The sequence below is a fragment of the Staphylococcus sp. EG-SA-14 genome (assembly GCF_017151935.1).
In the GTDB taxonomy this organism is placed as follows: Bacteria; Bacillota; Bacilli; order Staphylococcales; family Staphylococcaceae; genus Staphylococcus; species Staphylococcus aureus.
In genome coordinates this window covers 21,092-38,887 of sequence record NZ_JACVZM010000013.1, presented here as the reverse complement: position 1 = coordinate 38,887, position 17,796 = coordinate 21,092, and the positions used below count along the sequence as shown (strand labels likewise).

The 17,796-nt window shown below is 32.5% G+C and carries 18 protein-coding genes; 10 read left to right on the top strand and 8 right to left on the bottom strand.

The window, feature by feature from the left end; genetic code table 11:
* Positions 1-8: 8 nt before the first annotated feature.
* Positions 9-1,283 carry a S1C family serine protease gene (locus tag IDG63_RS08835; protein ID WP_001279346.1) on the bottom strand — a complete coding sequence of 425 codons (1,275 nt, stop codon included), beginning with the start codon at positions 1,281-1,283 and terminating at the stop codon, positions 9-11.
* 171 nt (positions 1,284-1,454) lie between these two features.
* Between IDG63_RS08835 and IDG63_RS08830 the strand changes: the two genes are divergently transcribed.
* The 3 genes from IDG63_RS08830 (at position 1,455) to IDG63_RS08820 (ending at position 4,903) form a co-directional block, all read left to right on the top strand.
* Positions 1,455-2,072: a lysophospholipid acyltransferase family protein gene (locus IDG63_RS08830; protein WP_000287588.1), complete on the top strand. Its 618-nt coding sequence runs from the start codon at positions 1,455-1,457 to the stop codon at positions 2,070-2,072.
* A gap of 127 nt (positions 2,073-2,199) precedes the next feature.
* A complete protein-coding gene (nagE, locus tag IDG63_RS08825) occupies positions 2,200-3,666 on the top strand; it encodes an N-acetylglucosamine-specific PTS transporter subunit IIBC (RefSeq protein ID WP_000276363.1) in 1,467 nt (488 codons plus the stop codon).
* A gap of 106 nt (positions 3,667-3,772) precedes the next feature.
* Complete coding sequence (locus IDG63_RS08820) at positions 3,773-4,903, top strand: HAD family hydrolase (protein WP_000721708.1); 1,131 nt, start codon at positions 3,773-3,775, stop codon at positions 4,901-4,903.
* On the opposite strand, the gene IDG63_RS08815 is transcribed toward IDG63_RS08820, so the two are convergent.
* From IDG63_RS08815 to IDG63_RS08800, 4 genes are all read right to left on the bottom strand, one after another.
* Complete coding sequence (locus IDG63_RS08815; RefSeq protein ID WP_031775019.1) at positions 4,864-4,959, bottom strand: hypothetical protein; 96 nt, start codon at positions 4,957-4,959, stop codon at positions 4,864-4,866. The two genes, IDG63_RS08820 and IDG63_RS08815, sit on opposite strands and share 40 nt — an antisense overlap.
* 93 nt (positions 4,960-5,052) lie before the next feature.
* Positions 5,053-6,657 carry a phosphoglycerate dehydrogenase gene (gene serA / locus IDG63_RS08810; RefSeq protein WP_000808837.1) on the bottom strand — a complete coding sequence of 535 codons (1,605 nt, stop codon included), beginning with the start codon at positions 6,655-6,657 and terminating at the stop codon, positions 5,053-5,055.
* A complete protein-coding gene (locus tag IDG63_RS08805) occupies positions 6,644-7,804 on the bottom strand; it encodes a pyridoxal-phosphate-dependent aminotransferase family protein (RefSeq protein WP_206176420.1) in 1,161 nt (386 codons plus the stop codon). The genes serA and IDG63_RS08805 overlap by 14 nt, the downstream gene beginning before the upstream one ends.
* 113 nt (positions 7,805-7,917) lie before the next feature.
* On the bottom strand, positions 7,918-8,364 hold the full coding sequence (locus IDG63_RS08800; RefSeq protein WP_000553927.1) for an OsmC family protein: 447 nt from the start codon (positions 8,362-8,364) through the stop codon (positions 7,918-7,920).
* Positions 8,365-8,443: 79 nt separating this feature from the next.
* Between IDG63_RS08800 and IDG63_RS08795 the strand changes: the two genes are divergently transcribed.
* Positions 8,444-9,187, top strand: coding sequence for a glycerophosphodiester phosphodiesterase (locus IDG63_RS08795; RefSeq protein WP_000174285.1), 744 nt, complete (start codon positions 8,444-8,446; stop codon positions 9,185-9,187).
* A 215-nt stretch (positions 9,188-9,402) separates the two neighbouring features.
* On the opposite strand, the gene rpsD is transcribed toward IDG63_RS08795, so the two are convergent.
* Positions 9,403-10,005 (bottom strand): 30S ribosomal protein S4, encoded by a 603-nt coding sequence (rpsD, locus tag IDG63_RS08790; protein ID WP_000090512.1) that lies wholly within the window; start codon positions 10,003-10,005, stop codon positions 9,403-9,405.
* Positions 10,006-10,248: 243 nt separating this feature from the next.
* Entirely contained in the window at positions 10,249-10,713 is a 465-nt protein-coding gene (locus tag IDG63_RS08785) for a GAF domain-containing protein (RefSeq protein WP_000207845.1), read from the bottom strand.
* Positions 10,714-10,849: 136 nt separating this feature from the next.
* On the opposite strand from IDG63_RS08785, the gene ezrA reads away from it, so the two are divergent.
* The gene (ezrA, locus tag IDG63_RS08780; protein WP_000244865.1) at positions 10,850-12,544 is read left to right on the top strand and encodes a septation ring formation regulator EzrA; all 1,695 of its coding nucleotides are present in this window, start codon (positions 10,850-10,852) and stop codon (positions 12,542-12,544) included.
* A gap of 73 nt (positions 12,545-12,617) precedes the next feature.
* On the opposite strand, the gene IDG63_RS08775 is transcribed toward ezrA, so the two are convergent.
* Complete coding sequence (locus IDG63_RS08775; RefSeq protein ID WP_001789981.1) at positions 12,618-12,758, bottom strand: hypothetical protein; 141 nt, start codon at positions 12,756-12,758, stop codon at positions 12,618-12,620.
* Positions 12,759-12,906: 148 nt separating this feature from the next.
* Here IDG63_RS08775 and IDG63_RS08770 point away from each other — a divergent pair, with 148 nt between their 5' ends.
* The 5 genes from IDG63_RS08770 (at position 12,907) to IDG63_RS08750 (ending at position 17,754) form a co-directional block, all read left to right on the top strand.
* On the top strand, positions 12,907-14,055 hold the full coding sequence (locus tag IDG63_RS08770; protein ID WP_072414247.1) for a cysteine desulfurase family protein: 1,149 nt from the start codon (positions 12,907-12,909) through the stop codon (positions 14,053-14,055).
* Positions 14,055-15,278 carry a tRNA uracil 4-sulfurtransferase ThiI gene (gene thiI / locus IDG63_RS08765; RefSeq protein ID WP_000872658.1) on the top strand — a complete coding sequence of 408 codons (1,224 nt, stop codon included), beginning with the start codon at positions 14,055-14,057 and terminating at the stop codon, positions 15,276-15,278. Before IDG63_RS08770 ends, thiI begins: the two co-directional genes overlap by 1 nt.
* Positions 15,279-15,321: 43 nt before the next feature.
* A complete protein-coding gene (locus IDG63_RS08760) occupies positions 15,322-16,092 on the top strand; it encodes a sulfite exporter TauE/SafE family protein (protein WP_000365320.1) in 771 nt (256 codons plus the stop codon).
* 97 nt (positions 16,093-16,189) lie between these two features.
* A complete protein-coding gene (gene tpx / locus IDG63_RS08755; protein WP_000136257.1) occupies positions 16,190-16,684 on the top strand; it encodes a thiol peroxidase in 495 nt (164 codons plus the stop codon).
* A 122-nt stretch (positions 16,685-16,806) separates the two neighbouring features.
* Positions 16,807-17,754 carry a class I SAM-dependent methyltransferase gene (locus IDG63_RS08750; RefSeq protein WP_000840570.1) on the top strand — a complete coding sequence of 316 codons (948 nt, stop codon included), beginning with the start codon at positions 16,807-16,809 and terminating at the stop codon, positions 17,752-17,754.
* Positions 17,755-17,796 lie beyond the last annotated feature (42 nt).

Here is a 17,796-nt window from a genome sequence, read left to right as displayed (position 1 = left end):
TCTGTAAATTATCTAAAGAAATCTCTATCGCCTTGGCCAGGTGATTGACGTTCTGATCGGCTTTGACGTTTTGGTTGTTCTTTTTGTTGTTTTAATTTCACTTTAACTTCTTTTGTTTTACCATCACGGATAACGGTAACAGTGACTGATTCACCAGGTTTTTTATTTTCATATAAATAGCTTCTTAAATCAACATCATCTTTAATTTTCTTGCCATCAATTTCTGTAATAATATCACCTTTTTTAAGATCAATATCACTATCAGCTTTGGCGACATAAATACCGTCTTCTCTATCAGTATGAAGTTGCTCGCGCTCTTCTTCAGGAATATCTTTCAAATTAATTAAACCAATACCAATCGAAGGGCGGTCAATTTTACCATGTTTTACAAGTTGTTCAATTGTTACTTTAACTTCATTACTTGGAATAGCAAACCCGATACCTTCAACTTGTGTCGCAGCAATTTTCATTGAGTTAATACCAACTAAATTACCATTAATATCTACTAATGCGCCACCTGAGTTACCTGGGTTAATAGCAGCATCTGTTTGAAGAACGCTAACTTTTGTATTGCCACCAGTTGTCTCAGCGTCAATCGTACGTTCGCTTGCTGAAATGATACCAGATGTTACAGAGTTAGCAAATTGTAATCCTAATGGGTTACCCATTGCGAATACGCTATCGCCAGTTTGTACTTTTGAAGAGTTGGCAAATTGAATCGCTTTAATACCTTTTGTATTTTCAATTTTAAGTACAGCAATATCAGTTACTGCATCTTTACCAACTAATTTCGCTTTAACTTGTTTTTTATTATGTAATTGGACTCTAATTTCATTTGCGCCATCAATAACATGATTGTTTGTAACGATATAAGCTGAATTGTTGTTTATTTGATAGATAACACCTGAACCTACTCCAGCTTCAGATGGTTTAGATGATTTGCCTTTTAATAAGTCGTCTACACTTGATGCTTTTTGCATGTTAATAACTCCAACAATTGTAGGGGAGACAGATTTTATCATTTCATGAACGGTACCGAATTTCTTGCTTTGACCGTCTAATTGATTGCCACCTTTATTATTTGTTGTCTGAACAGTTGAACCATCTTTATTTAAAATTGTACTATTTAATACTTTGCCTATACCAAGTACTAGAAGTGCACCAATAATTCCAGCAATCAATGCAACGATGACTGTTTTAAACCATGGAAATTTAGGTCTTCTGTATCTAGGTGTTTGGCTATGGTTTGTTGTAGAATGATTTGTATGATTAAAATCTGACATACTTAACCTCCATTATATGATTTATATATGCTTTAATTATGTCTTTTTTTTATAATTATTGCTAGTAATACACTATACAACTTTAGATGTATTTTCAGACTATCTTGTTCTAGTAAAAATATAGTGATAAAATCTAGTTGTTATAAACAATTAAGTTAAGTAGGTGGCACAATGTATTCAGTGATTAGTAAGATTTTGAATTTCATTTTAGTTAAAATGTCAAAATCATTATACGTAATCGGTAAAGATAATATTCCTAAGGATAGTAAATATGTCGTAACTTGTACGCATGAAAGTTATAACGAAGTCATTATGCTAGGTATGGCATTATATCCTAATCAAATTCATTATATGGCTAAAAAAGAATTATTCAAAAATAAATGGATTGGTAAATTTTTAACGTCTTTAAATGCATTTCCTGTAGATCGTGAAAATCCAGGACCTAGTACTTTAAAACGCCCAATCAATTTGTTGAAAGATAATAAGACAGTTGGTATCTTCCCAACAGGTTCTCGCACATCGCAAGAAGGTGCACCTTTGAAACGTGGTGCTTCAACAATTGCAATGTTAAGTAAGTCACCAATATTACCTGTTGCTTATGTTGGTCCTACTAAGATTCACGGTCTTTTAACAGGACAAGCATACATAAATATTGGTAAACCAATCGATATTAACGATTTACCTAAAGATTTAAAACGAAACGAGCGTATCGATTATATTACAAAAGAGATTGAAACACGAACAGCAAAGTTACAACAAGAATTGCATGAAATTGTAAAAAGTTTATAAAATAACTTGAGGTAGAAATATAGCTGGTTAGTATGCCTAGGTGACTATAACGGAGTATCGAAGTAGTTATTCTAGTTACATTAGTAATCTTTATATTTCTACCTTATTTTAAGAAGGATGACATTCAATGTATAAATTTTTCCAAAATTTAGGGCGTTCGTTAATGTTACCAGTTGCCATTTTACCGGCTGCAGCAATTATTGCCGGAATTGGTAATACGTTAAATGCACTTCATGCGACGCCGAAAATCGCAATGTTCTTTACTACGGTAGGTACTACGATTTTAGAGCAATTAGGTATTTTATTTGCAATTGGTGTAGCTATAGGAATGGCAAAGAAAAATGATGGTGCAGTCGCGCTTGCAGCTACGTTAGGATATTTTTTAGTTACAGTTGTATTATCACCAATGAAATTAGCGCCTTTATTAGGAATGAAAGCTTCGGAAATAAATTCAGCTTTTGAAAAGATGAATAATGGCAATGTCTTTGTTGGTATTGTAATAGGTTTAATAGCAGCTTATGCATACAATAAGTTTAGTGAAACAGAATTACCATTAGCATTATCATTTTTTAGTGGTAAACGTCTAGTTCCAATTATGACTGCATTTTACTGTACATTTTTAGTTGTCATATTGTTATTCTTATGGCCACTACTTTATTCATGGATTTTAAAATTTGGTGAATCTATAGTCGGTTTAGGATCGTTTGGAGCTTTCATATATGGTGTTGCCAATAGATTATTAATTCCTACAGGATTACATCATGCACTGAATAGTGTGTTCTGGTTTGATACGATTGGTATTAATGATATTGGTAAATTCCAAAGTGGCAAAGATGCTATAAAAGGTATTACAGGACGCTATCAAGCGGGATTCTTCCCAATCATGATGTTTGGTATTCCAGCGGCTGCGTTAGCAATGTATCATACAGCTAAAACGACTCAGAAAAAACAAGTTTACGGTTGGTTCCTAGCGAGTTCAGTTGCAGCATTTTTCGTTGGTGTTACAGAGCCGATTGAGTTTGCATTTATGTTTGTTGCGCCAATCTTATATGTTGTTCATGCGTTATTAACAGGATTATCTTTATTTATCGCAGCTACATTCCATTGGACAGCTGGATTTTCATTTAGTGCAGGTTTGATAGATTATGTGTTATCACTAATTAATCCGGTATCAAATCATCCATTGATGTTGCTTGTTCAAGGTGTTGTATTTTTCATCTTATACTATGTGATTTTCCGTGTAGTAATCCAAGTATTTAACTTGAATACGATTGGTAGAGGTGAAAATGAATTAGTTGATCCAACAGTTGTAAAAGATAATATTGCTCCTGGTGAAAATGATATTAAACAAAGTAAATATCATCAACATGCTATACAAATATTAGAAGGTTTAGGTGGTCAAGAGAATATTGTTAATTTAACTAATTGTGCAACAAGGTTGCGTCTAGAGTTAAAAGACACATCTATTATTGATCAACAGAAGATTAAAAACGCCGGTGCAGTTGGTGTTACTGTTAATGGTAAACATTCAACTCAAGTTATTGTCGGTACACACGTACAGCAGGTTGCTGATGAAATTGAAAAACATTTATAAAATTTAAACAGCTAAAGCGCAAATCCAACTTCAATAGGGTTTGCGCTTTTTTTAGTCAAATAGTAGAATGATTTATATCTGAATTTTCAGAAATGGAGTGGGGATTGTGAAGAAAATTTTATTTGATGTTGATGGCGTTTTTTTAAGTGAAGAACGTTGTTTCGATGTCTCTGCATTAACGGTATATGAATTATTAATGGATAAGTGTTATTTAGGTCTTCATTCACATATAGATTGGGAAACTTTGACTGATAACGATATACAAGACATTAGGAATCGAATTTTTCAAAAAGATAAGATTTTAAACAAATTAAAATCGCTAGGGCTGAATTCAAATTGGGATATGTTATTTATCGTTTTTAGTATTCATTTAATTGATATTTTGAAAAAGTTATCACATGATGAAATTGAGGCATTCATGTATCAAGATGAGCCTGTCGAATTGAAGTTGCAAAATATAAGCACAAACTTAGCAGACTGTTTTAATTTAAATGAACAACTACCTTTACAATTTTTGGATAATGTAAAAGTTGGTAAAAATAATATTTATGCTGCTTTGGAAGAGTTTGCAACAACAGAGTTACATGTTTCGGATGCTACTTTATTTAGTTTGAAGGGTGCATTATGGACGTTAGCGCAAGAAGTTTATCAAGAATGGTATTTAGGATCGAAGTTGTATGAAGATGTTGAAAAGAAAATAGCACGAACTACTTTTAAGACAGGTTATATTTATCAAGAAATTATTTTGAGACCAGTAGATGAAGTTAAGGTACTTCTGAATGATTTAAAAGGTGCTGGTTTCGAATTAGGTATTGCAACAGGTCGTCCTTATACTGAGACTGTTGTGCCATTTGAAAATTTAGGATTGTTACCATATTTTGAGGCTGATTTTATTGCAACAGCAAGTGATGTTTTAGAAGCAGAGAATATGTATCCGCAAGCACGACCATTAGGAAAGCCGAATCCTTTTAGTTATATCGCAGCTTTATATGGTAATAATCGCGATAAATATGAATCTTATATCAATAAGCAAGATAACATTGTAAATAAAGATGACGTATTTATAGTAGGCGATTCGTTAGCTGACTTATTAAGTGCTCAAAAAATAGGTGCAACGTTTATTGGAACATTAACAGGTTTAAAAGGTAAGGATGCTGCAGGTGAGTTAGAAGCGCATCATGCCGACTATGTTATTAATCATTTAGGTGAACTTAGAAGTGTACTAGATAATTTGTAATTTGATTGTTGTTTGACAGCATAACTTGAAGTGAATGATTGAACCAAAGGTTTCATATTGAGTTACAATGAAATTAATAATGAAAAAATGCCAAGAAGCAATGGAAGTAATCCAATGTCTTCTTGGCATTTTGAATTTACATAAATTGTTTATGACTGTACCGTCAATTCAGTTGTGAAAATTTGATTGTATTCACCAACTTGTTTAAGTTCATCAATTATATTGTTTGAAACAGGTTGATCAACGGATAAAATCATTAGCGCATCTCCGCCCGCTTCAGTTCTACCTAAAGTCATAGATGCAATGTTGATATTGTATTTACCTAACAATGCGCCAGTTTTTCCTACCATACCTGGAGTATCATTATGATATGACACAATTTGATATTGATTTGGCTTTAAGTCTACAGAAAAATTATTAATTCTAACAATTCTTGGACCGAAACCTGTAAAGACAGAAGCGCCAACTTTAACGGAATCGCTATCGTTTGATAGTTCTACCTCTAAGTAGTTACTAAAACCTGTCTCTGCTTTATTATTTTCAATATTTAATGTCACTTGTTGTTGATTTAACAACATTAGAGCATTGATAATATTGACTTCAGGACCAAGATCATCTTTTAAAATATGAGTAATAATTGTACGTGTTAATAAACTACTATCAATAGAGGCTAAGTCGCCACCGTACGTAATTTTAATAGAGCTTGGTGCATTGTACATTAATTGAATAGCTAATTCACCAACTGTTTGGCTTAAATTGATGAATGATTTTACAGTATCATCTATATTGCTTAAGTCCATTTTAGGTGCATTCACTGCATGCGTTACAGTACCATCAATTAAAATTTCGATGATTTCATTTGAAACAGAAATTGCCACTTTTTCTTGAGCTTCGACTGTTGATGCACCCAAATGAGGTGTAACAATAATTTTATCATGTGCAACAAGAGGCGAATCAGTTGCAGGTTCATGTTCAAACACATCGATAGCTGCCCGACTAATTTGTCCTTCGTCTAATGCTTTTATTAGCGCCTTTTCATCAATAATACCACCACGTGCCACATTGATTATTTGCAAACTAGGTTTTGCTTTGGCAAAAAAGTCAGCATTAATTAAGCCTTTTGTTTTAGGTGTTAGTGGTGTATGTAATGTAACGAAATCAGAATGTTGGGCAATCTCATCAACTGTTGCCTTCGTAATGCTTAAAGATTTTGCTTTTTCATCCGTTAAGTAAGGGTCAAAAGCTAGTATTTTCATTCCGAAACTTTGCGCACGTTTAGCAACACCTAAACCAATTCTACCAGCACCAATGACACCTAATGTTTTATGATAAAGCTCAGTACCTTTAAATGCATTTCGATTCCATTCTTTATTTGTAAGTGATTGGTGTGCTTGCGGAATATTTCGAGCCATTGATAATAACATTGCCAGTGAATGTTCAGTAGCTGAAATCGTATTACCATCTGGGGCATTAATAACTAAAATACCTTTTAATGTTGCAGCATCAATATTAATATTATCTACACCAACACCGGCGCGTGCGATTACTTTTAAAGAATCAGCAGCATTTATGATGTTTTCAGTGACCGTAGTTTGACTACGAACGATTAAAGCATGGTATGAAGGTATAATTTTGATTAATGCTTCTTCGGACAAGCCAGTTTGAATATCTACATTAAATTGTTCGTGATCTAATAATGCTTTGATACCATCTTTTGATATGGGATCTGCAACGAGTACATTAAATTGCTTCATGAATAACCTCCATATATTTTGATATACCTTTACCGATATAGTTAACTTTACGGTGTTCAGTTAAAATAATTTCTAAAGCAGATACTACCGATAAAATATCGAAAGGACTAATTTTCCCCATATGACCAATTCTTAAAATTTGACCTTTAAGATGGCCTTGACCACCAGCAATTGTTATTTTAAACCGATTTTTAAGTTCATCTTTGATTATTTTCACTTCATCATTTGTATTAGGTTTGAATGCTGTAACCGTTGGAGATGCATCTTTATCATTGACTAATAAAGTTAAATCTAATGCTTTTAAGGCGCTTCTTAATGCATTTCTAATTGCATAGTGTCGTGCTATTACGTGATTGAAACCTTCTGCTTTTACGGTTTCAACGTATGCATTTACACCTCTAAATAAAGACACATTTGGTGTGAACGGTGTAGAATTGTCAGCTTGTGACGAAATGTATTTATTTAAGTCTAGATAAAATTTTGGCGTAGTTACTTCTTTGAAACGTTCTTTTGCACGGTGGCTATAAGCTACAAAAGCTAATCCTGGAGGTAACATAATTGCTTTTTGACTACCAGAAACAAGTACATCAATTTTATCTTTGTTAATGTCAACATCAACAGTACCAATGCAACTTACGCCGTCAACTACAAAATAAATATTACTATTAAATTGATTGATGGCATTTCCTAACTCGTGAATAGGGTGTAGCACTGTCGTAGATGTTTCGCAATATTGACTAAATACTGCTTTAACTTCAACATCTAAAGTTGAAAGATAATTGATGAAATCTTTAACATCTACAGCTTCTCCCCATGTTACGTCATAAATGTGCACATTTTTGTAATAAGTTTGTGCAATTTGTTTAAATCGGTTACCAAAGGCACCTGAAACAATGACAACGAAGTGATCTTCAGGGTTTACAATGTTCAACATACTAGCTTCTAAGACGCTTGTACCGCTAGATGTTAAAATAAGTACATCATTTTGACTCCCAAATATTGGCTTTAGACCTTGAAATGCTTGTTGTGCGATGTCTTCAAAATCTTTAGAACGATGACCAACCATAGGTGCTTGAATTTCTCTCATAATGGCATCAGGTACAGGGGTTGGGCCAGGTGTTAATAACAACGGTTGATGATAATACATTTATATGCCTCCTATAAATAAGATTTCACTATTTTAGCAAATTTTCTGAAAATTTAAAAGCCTAAAAAAGTGATAACGCTATATTGTCGAACAAACGTTATCACTTAACGATTTTATTTGGCCTGAATGCTGGGATAGATTTTTATGTCCACATTATTTCTTACAGCATTTGAAATCATGCAATTATTATCTGCAATTGTTATCAATTTTGGTAATCGCTTTTCTAATTGTGCTATTTGATCACTTGGAATTTGAATTTGAGGATGGTGCACAATTTTTGACATACTGAATTTTCCGTTATTTAAACAAGCTGTTCCAATCGATTGTTGTTCAATTGAAATATCTGTGAACTTTGCACGTTCAAGAGTAGCTGCTAATGAGATGATATAACATGATGAAGCGGCTGATACTAACATTTCATCGGGATTTGTTCCTATACCAACACCACCTAAAGAAGCAGGTATAGAAATATTCTCTGAAAGTATGTCGCCTTGAACGTTTCCGACATTGTTACGACCACCTTGCCAAGAAGTTTGGACTTTAAAGTCATGTTGATGCAATTGCTTTAACCTCCAATATAATTGTGATAGTTTAATTTTAGAATAGTTTATCAAAGTTTAACAGAAAGGTGACTTATCAATGACTCTGAATAAACTGAAAGATGAATTACAAATTGTTTCGCACCGTGGATTGCCGAGTGATTTTCCTGAAAATACAATGGTCGGTTATCGAGAGGTAATGGGGCTCAATGTTGCTATGTTAGAAATAGATGTTCATTTGACCAAAGACCAACATTTTGTTGTGATACATGATGAAACAATTGATAGAACATCGGATGGTAAGGGGCGTATTTCTGATTACACATTATCGCAATTAAAATCATTTGATTTTGGTAGTTATAAAGATGTTGCTTTTAAGGGAGAACGAATACCCACGTTAGATGAAGTACTTTCATTATGCTTAAAGTATGATAAAAAGCTATTGATTGAATTGAAAAGTCCGAATTTATATCCAGAAATAGAATGTAAATTGCTGGCATTTTTGGAAGAAAAGAAAGTCGATGCGACACAAGTAGTTATACAATCTTTTGATATCGAATGCATTGAAAAGTTAAACACATTGGGCAGTATATATGAATTAGGTGTGCTTTGTAGTAAACGTAATTATTGGTATAAAAAGCCAAACTTTTCAAGAATTGCTCAAATTGCTAGTTATGTTAATCCTAATTATGCATTAGTGACCAGAAAATTTGTTGATAAAGCACATCATCATCAATTACAGGTTATGCCATACACAGTTAATAAATTGAAAACTGGAGAAAAATTAAGACAAATGGGTGTAGATGGATTAATTACAGATAATCCGAAATTATTTATTAAGTGAGACGATGAATGGTAATTTGATAGAGGGATGAGGATTCGTATATCGCAATTGATAATTTTAAAAACTAATGATGAAATACTAAAGATAATTAAACAAATAAGACTTGTAAATTCTAAGTTGATTGTAAAATAGGGTAGCTCCATATAATTTTGAATCTATCATTTTTAAATTAATAAAAAAAACACCCACAATTGTGGGTGTTTGTATTGAACGTATTATCTTGAGTAGTACTCAACGATTAATTGTTCGTTAATTTCAGCAGGTAATTCGCTACGTTCTGGTAAACGTACGAAAGTACCAGTTAAGCTGTCAGCATCAAAGTTTAAGTACTCAGGTACGAAATTGTTGATTTCAACTGATTCAACGATGATGTTTAATTTTTGAGATTTTTCACGAACTGAAATTGTTTGACCAGGTTTAACAGAATAAGATGGAATATCAACACGTTTACCATCTACTAAGATATGACCGTGGTTAACTAATTGACGTGCTTGACGACGAGTACGAGCTAAACCTAATGAATAAACAACAGCGTCTAAACGACTTGCTAATAAGATCATGAAGTTTTCACCGTGTACACCGAATTTTTTACCAGCGATGTCAAATGTGTTACGGAATTGTCTTTCAGTCATTCCATATAAGTAACGTAATTTTTGTTTTTCACGTAATTGTAAACCATATTCTGATAATTTTTTACGTTGGTTTGGACCATGTTGTCCTGGTGCGTAAGGACGTTTTTCTAATTCTTTACCAGTACCGCTTAAAGAGATACCTAAACGACGAGATTTTTTCCAGTTTGAACCTCTGAATCGAGCCATAATAAGACTCCTCCTTTAATTCTTTTTTGTTGTTATGAATAAACAAAAAAGAGTGTTGCATGCTTACTAAGATATATTGTTTTATGTGTCTTCACCTTATAGCGACAGTTACGTGACACGTCCGCATTGGGAACAACATAGCGCTCAATAATATACAACTGCTACTTTCGTTAATTCACACAAAGATTATTGTAACATTTTCCTGCTAACTGTCAACACTTTATTGAAAATGCTGATGTCCTTTTATGCGAGTTGCTTTTCAATAATTTTAACAATTGCTTCAAGATGTTCTTTGTCATTGTCATCAAATCGATCCGTTATAGGGGCATCGATATCTAAGACGCCGATAATTTTATCATCTTTGAAAATTGGAACGACAATCTCAGACTTACTATTAGCATCACAAGCGATATGTCCTTCGAATTGATGAACATCAGCTACAATTTGTGTACGACGTTCTGAAACGGCTGTACCACATACACCTTTTCCAATTGGAATGTGGACACAAGCGGGGTGTCCTTGGAAAGGTCCAAGTATAAGTTCATTTTGTTCCAATAAGTAAAAGCCGACCCAATTAATTTGATCTAGATTATCATTTAATAAGGCAGACATATTACTTAAAATAGCAATCATATGATGTTCATCTTCAATAAGGCTTGCTGCTTGTTTCTTTAATAATGTGTAGTTTGTTGGGTTAATTGTTGTCATATTTAAAACCTCTTATTTTCATAGATTTTATAATAGTATAGAATTTCGAAAATATTATGGCAATAAATTCATTTTATAATTTATCCTTAAGCAAAATTACGTTATAATAGTAATGATAAATTAGGAGGAGAAGCATATGGTGTTATATATCATTTTGGCAATAATTGTGATTATATTGATTGCTGTAGGTGTATTATTCTATTTACGTTCAAATAAACGACAAATTATTGAAAAAGCAATCGAACGTAAAAATGAAATTGAGACGTTACCTTTTGATCAAAACCTTGCACAATTATCTAAGTTGAATTTAAAAGGTGAAACAAAAACGAAATACGATGCAATGAAAAAGGACAACGTAGAAAGTACAAATAAGTATCTAGCTCCTGTGGAAGAAAAAATCCATAATGCTGAGGCTTTATTAGATAAATTTAGTTTCAACGCATCTCAAAGTGAAATTGATGATGCAAATGAGTTGATGGATAGTTACGAACAAAGCTATCAGCAACAATTAGAAGATGTAAATGAAATTATTGCGTTATACAAAGATAATGATGAATTATATGACAAATGTAAGGTTGATTATCGTGAAATGAAACGTGATGTTTTAGCAAATCGTCATCAATTTGGTGAGGCAGCAAGTCTACTTGAAACTGAAATTGAAAAGTTTGAGCCAAGGTTAGAGCAATATGAAGTACTAAAAGCTGATGGTAATTATGTACAAGCGCACAACCATATAGCTGCCTTGAATGAACAAATGAAACAGCTAAGATCTTATATGGAAGAAATACCAGAATTAATTAGAGAAACTCAAAAAGAATTACCTGGTCAATTCCAAGATTTAAAATATGGTTGCCGTGATCTTAAAGTTGAAGGGTATGATCTGGATCACGTAAAAGTAGACAGTACATTACAAAGCTTAAAAACAGAGCTTAGTTTCGTTGAACCATTAATTAGCCGCTTAGAATTAGAAGAAGCTAATGATAAACTAGCTAATATCAATGATAAGTTAGATGACATGTATGATTTAATTGAACATGAAGTTAAAGCTAAAAATGATGTCGAAGAAACAAAAGATATCATTACGGATAACTTATTCAAAGCTAAAGACATGAATTATACATTGCAAACAGAAATTGAATATGTACGTGAAAACTACTATATAAATGAATCTGATGCTCAAAGTGTTCGTCAATTTGAAAATGAAATTCAAAGTTTAATTTCTGTATATGATGATATTTTAAAAGAAATGTCTAAATCTGCTGTGCGATATAGCGAGGTTCAGGATAATTTACAATATTTAGAAGATCATGTCACAGTTATTAATGACAAACAAGAAAAGCTACAAAATCATCTGATTCAATTGCGTGAAGATGAAGCAGAAGCAGAAGACAATCTGCTACGAGTACAATCGAAGAAAGAAGAAGTGTATCGTCGATTACTTGCTTCTAACTTAACAAGCGTTCCTGAAAGGTTTATCATCATGAAAAATGAAATTGATCATGAAGTTCGTGATGTTAACGAACAATTTAGTGAACGTCCAATACACGTTAAACAGTTAAAAGATAAAGTGTCTAAAATTGTGATTCAAATGAATACATTTGAAGATGAAGCAAATGATGTTCTTGTTAATGCTGTTTATGCAGAGAAATTAATTCAATATGGAAATAGATATCGTAAGGACTATAGCAATGTTGATAAGAGCTTAAATGAAGCTGAACGATTATTTAAAAATAATCGCTATAAGCGTGCGATTGAAATTGCAGAGCAAGCTCTTGAAAGTGTTGAGCCAGGTGTTACTAAACATATTGAAGAAGAAGTTATTAAGCAATAGAAACTAGTATGTAGTTATACTTAAATAATATGAGCACTCTGTCAAATTGGACTGATGAGTTTAATAATTGAAGTTAGCCAACGATACGTTGTCTAGCTTCTTTTTTATATGGATAAATGAAAGGGACAATAAATATAAATAGCAATTGTTTAAAGATAAACGTAATCAAATGTGTTGTTTTAATTAATATAAGTAGTGAAAAAAGCATAATCACACAGCTGTTTAAATAGAGTGAAATAGTCTAATTCTTATTTAATAAGTAGAAATAAGATTATTTTGCGCTATAACCTTTATTTTTTGTCGGATAATAGTATAATGCTTGAGTAAAACAATTTTAACGATTGATGATTAATGAAAGAGAAGTGTTTATTTTGATATATCTAGATAATGCGGCAACGACGAAAGCATTTGAAGAAGTGTTAGATACTTATTTAAAAGTAAATCAATCAATGTATTATAATCCGAATAGTCCGCATAAAGCTGGTTTGCAGGCAAATCAATTACTACAACAAGCAAAAGCCCAAATTAATGCAATGATTAATTCAAAAACAAATTATGATGTTGTATTCACTAGTGGTGCAACTGAATCCAATAATCTTGCTTTAAAAGGTATTGCCTATCGTAAATTTGATACAGCGAAGGAAATAATTACATCCGTGTTAGAGCATCCGTCCGTATTAGAGGTTGTAAGATATTTGGAAGCACACGAAGGATTTAAAGTTAAATATGTTGATGTAAAGAAAGATGGCAGTATTAACTTAGAACACTTCAAAGAATTAATGTCAGACAAAGTCGGTTTAGTAACATGTATGTATGTAAATAATGTAACTGGACAAATACAGCCTATTCCACAAATGGCTAAAGTTATAAAAAATTATCCTAAGGCACATTTTCATGTAGATGCGGTTCAAGCATTCGGCAAAATTTCAATGGATTTCAATAACGTAGATAGTATTAGTTTAAGTGGACACAAGTTTAATGGTTTAAAAGGTCAAGGCGTCTTACTTGTAAATCACATTCAAAATGTTGAACCTACTGTCCATGGTGGTGGTCAAGAATATGGCGTTAGAAGTGGAACAGTTAATTTGCCAAATGATATTGCAATGGTTAAAGCGATGATGATAGCTAATGAAAACCTTGAAGCATTGAATGCATTTGTTACTGAGTTAAATAATGACGTCCGTCAATTTTTAAATAAATATCATGGAGTTTATATTAATTCTTCAACTTCAGGTTCACCATTCGTTTTAAATATTAGTTTTCCTGGCGTAAAAGGTGAAGTATTAGTTAATGCTTTTTCAAAATATGACATTATGATATCTACGACGAGTGCTTGTTCATCTAAACGTAATAAATTAAATGAAGTATTGGCTGCAATGGGATTATCAGACAAATCTATTGAAGGTAGTATAAGATTATCATTTGGGGCTACTACAACTAAAGAAGATATAGCAAGGTTTAAAGAAATATTTATCATCATTTATGAGGAAATTAAGGAGTTGCTAAAATAATGAAGTATGATCACTTGCTTGTTAGATACGGGGAGTTAACATTAAAGGGTTCAAATAGAAAAAAATTTGTAAATCAATTAAGAAATAATGTAAATAAGTCATTAAAAGGACTTGATGGGTTTGTCGTTAAAGGCAAACGAGATCGTATGTATATTGAACTTGAAGACCATGCAGATATAAATGAAATAACATATCGATTATCAAAAATTTTCGGTATTAAATCTATTAGTCCAGTATTAAAAGTAGAAAAAACAATAGAGGCAATGAGTGCAGCGGCAATTAAATTTGCGCAGCAATTTGAAGAAAACAGCACATTTAAAATTGATGTGAAGCGTGCCGATAAAAATTTCCCAATGGATACGTATGAATTACAACGTGAATTGGGTGGTGCAGTATTGAAGCACTTCGACAATATTTCAGTGAATGTCAAACGTCCAGATCATGAAATTCGAGTGGAAGTTAGATTAGATGCAATTTATATGTATGAAGAAGTTGTTCCGGGTTCAGGTGGATTACCAGTTGGTACTGGTGGTAAGACGTTACTAATGCTTTCAGGCGGTATAGACTCACCAGTTGCTGGGATGGAAGTGATGAGACGTGGCGTAACAATTGAAGCGATTCATTTCCATAGTCCACCATTTACAAGTGATCAAGCAAAAGAAAAAGTTATTGAATTGACACGTATTTTAGCTGAACGTGTTGGACCAATTAAATTGCATATTGTACCATTTACAGAATTGCAAAAACAGGTAAATAAAGTTGTACATCCAAGATATACAATGACTTCAACGAGACGTATGATGATGCGTGTTGCTGATAAATTAGTACATCAAATAGGGGCTTTAGCTATTGTAAATGGTGAAAACCTAGGGCAGGTAGCCAGTCAAACACTTCATAGCATGTATGCAATTAATAATGTAACTTCTACTCCTGTATTACGTCCTTTATTAACTTACGATAAAGAAGAAATTATTATTAAATCGAAAGAAATTGGTACATTTGAAACATCTATTCAACCATTTGAAGATTGTTGTACAATTTTCACCCCTAAAAATCCAGTAACCGAACCAAACTTTGATAAGGTAGTTCAATATGAAAGCGTCTTTGATTTTGAAGAGATGATTAATCGTGCTGTTGAAAATATTGAAACACTTGAAATAACTAGTGATTATAAAACTATTAAAGAACAGCAAACAAACCAATTAATAAACGACTTTTTATAAATAAAATCCTAGAGTAAATTTAAACATAAGGGGATGTTAAACTATGGATTTGAACTTAACGATGATTATAATCATAATTTTATTTGGTTTTATCGCGGCGTTTATAGATTCGGTTGTAGGGGGTGGCGGTTTAATTTCTACGCCAGCATTATTAGCAATCGGTCTACCACCATCTGTGGCTTTAGGTACAAATAAATTGGCAAGTTCATTTGGTTCTTTAACTAGTACGATAAAGTTTATAAGGTCCGGTAAAGTGGACTTATATGTTGTTGCCAAATTATTTGGTTTTGTATTTTTGGCATCTGCATGTGGCGCATATATTGCAACGATGGTTCCGTCACAAATATTGAAACCTTTAATCATCATTGCACTTTCGTCGGTGTTTATATTCACATTACTTAAAAAAGATTGGGGCAATACACGCACGTTTACTCAATTTACATTTAAGAAAGCCATAATATTTGCAGCACTTTTTATATTAATCGGCTTTTATGATGGATTTGTAGGTGGGGGAACAGGTTCATTTATGCTTTTTGTATTGTTAGTCTTTGGTTTTGATTTTTTAAGTGCAGCAGGAAATGCTAAAGTTTTGAACTTTGCTTCTAATATAGGTGCGCTTGTATTATTTATGGTATTAGGACAAGTAGATTATGTAATAGGTTTAATTATGGCTATAAGTATGATTGCTGGGTCATATGCTGGGGCTCATTTTGCTATTAAACAAGGTGTTGGTTATGTAAAAGTATTATTTATTATTATTACTGCTATTTTAATTTTAAAAAATGCTTTTGATTATATTCAACAATTTGTATAAAATTAAATTTGCTTTTGATTAAAGCATGAAAATTGTAATCAAACCATAAATTGTCGTATGATGTAGTTAGAATTTTAAAATGCAGGAGGTCAAGTATATGACTGAAATAACATTCAAAGGTGGACCAATCCACTTAAAAGGTCAACAAATTAATGAAGGTGATTTTGCACCTGATTTTACAGTGTTAGATAATGACTTAAATCAAGTAACATTAGCAGATTATGCTGGTAAAAAGAAATTAATTAGTGTGGTACCATCAATTGATACAGGTGTTTGTGATCAGCAGACTCGCAAATTCAACTCTGAAGCTTCTAAAGAAGAGGGGATTGTGCTTACAATTTCAGCAGACTTACCATTCGCACAAAAAAGATGGTGCGCTTCAGCAGGTTTAGACAATGTCATTACATTAAGTGACCACCGTGACTTATCATTTGGTGAAAACTATGGCGTTGTTATGGAAGAACTTCGCTTATTAGCTCGTGCAGTATTTGTATTAGATGCAGATAATAAAGTTGTTTATAAAGAAATCGTTAGTGAAGGTACTGATTTCCCAGATTTTGATGCTGCTTTAGCTGCATACAAAAATATTTAATCATTAAAGAGATAAATCTTAAAATGTATACATCGTGTCCATCGTTGTCAACAGCATTAAAATAGAATTGTTTTCTATGATTGCTAAGACCTATGGGCACTTTTTATTGGAGAGGGACGAATATGGCAGAACAACAAACAATTATGGAACGCTTGTTTCATACATTAGATGAAAAAGCTAAAACATTAAATAATGAAAATGGCCAAAGTTTTATTGAAAATCTTGGGCTAGCAATGGAACAAGTATATACCAATGATAGAGGATTGTTAGAACAATCGACGTTACAAGATCGACGTAAAGCATTCCAATTTGCATATTTAAGTTTAATGCAGGAAGAAAAGATACAAGCAAATCATCAAATTACACCAGATTCAATTGGATTGATACTAGGATTTTTAGTTGAGCGTTTTATGAACAACCAAGAAGAATTACATATTGTTGATATTGCAAGTGGTGCCGGTCATTTAAGTGCTACTGTAAAAGAAGTGTTACCTGAAATTGCGGTTATGCATCATTTAATTGAAGTTGATCCAGTTTTATCACGTGTTAGTGTACATTTAGCAAACTTCTTAGAAATTCCTTTCGATGTGTATCCTCAAGATGCCATCATGTCACTACCATTAGAAGAAGCAGATATCGTTATTGGTGATTTTCCAGTAGGCTATTATCCAATTGATGAAAGAAGTAAGGAGTTTAAGCTAGGTTTTGAAGAAGGACATAGTTATTCACATTATTTATTAATAGAACAAGCAATAAATGCATTAAAAGATGCTGGATATGCCTTTCTAGTGGTACCAAGTAATATTTTTACAGGTGAACATGTAAAACAGCTTGAAAAATATATTGCAACAGAGACAGAGATGCAAGCATTTTTAAATTTACCACCAACTTTATTTAAAAATGAAAAAGCGCGAAAATCTATATTAATTTTACAAAAGAAAAAATCGGGTGAAACAAAGCCAGTTGAAGTATTATTGGCAAATATTCCTGATTTCAAAAATCCTTCACAATTTCAAGGATTTATGACAGAGTTAAATCAGTGGATGGACACAAATCGTCCTAAAAAATAATCTGTAATAGTATAGTCATAAAACTGTATGAATGATAAAATG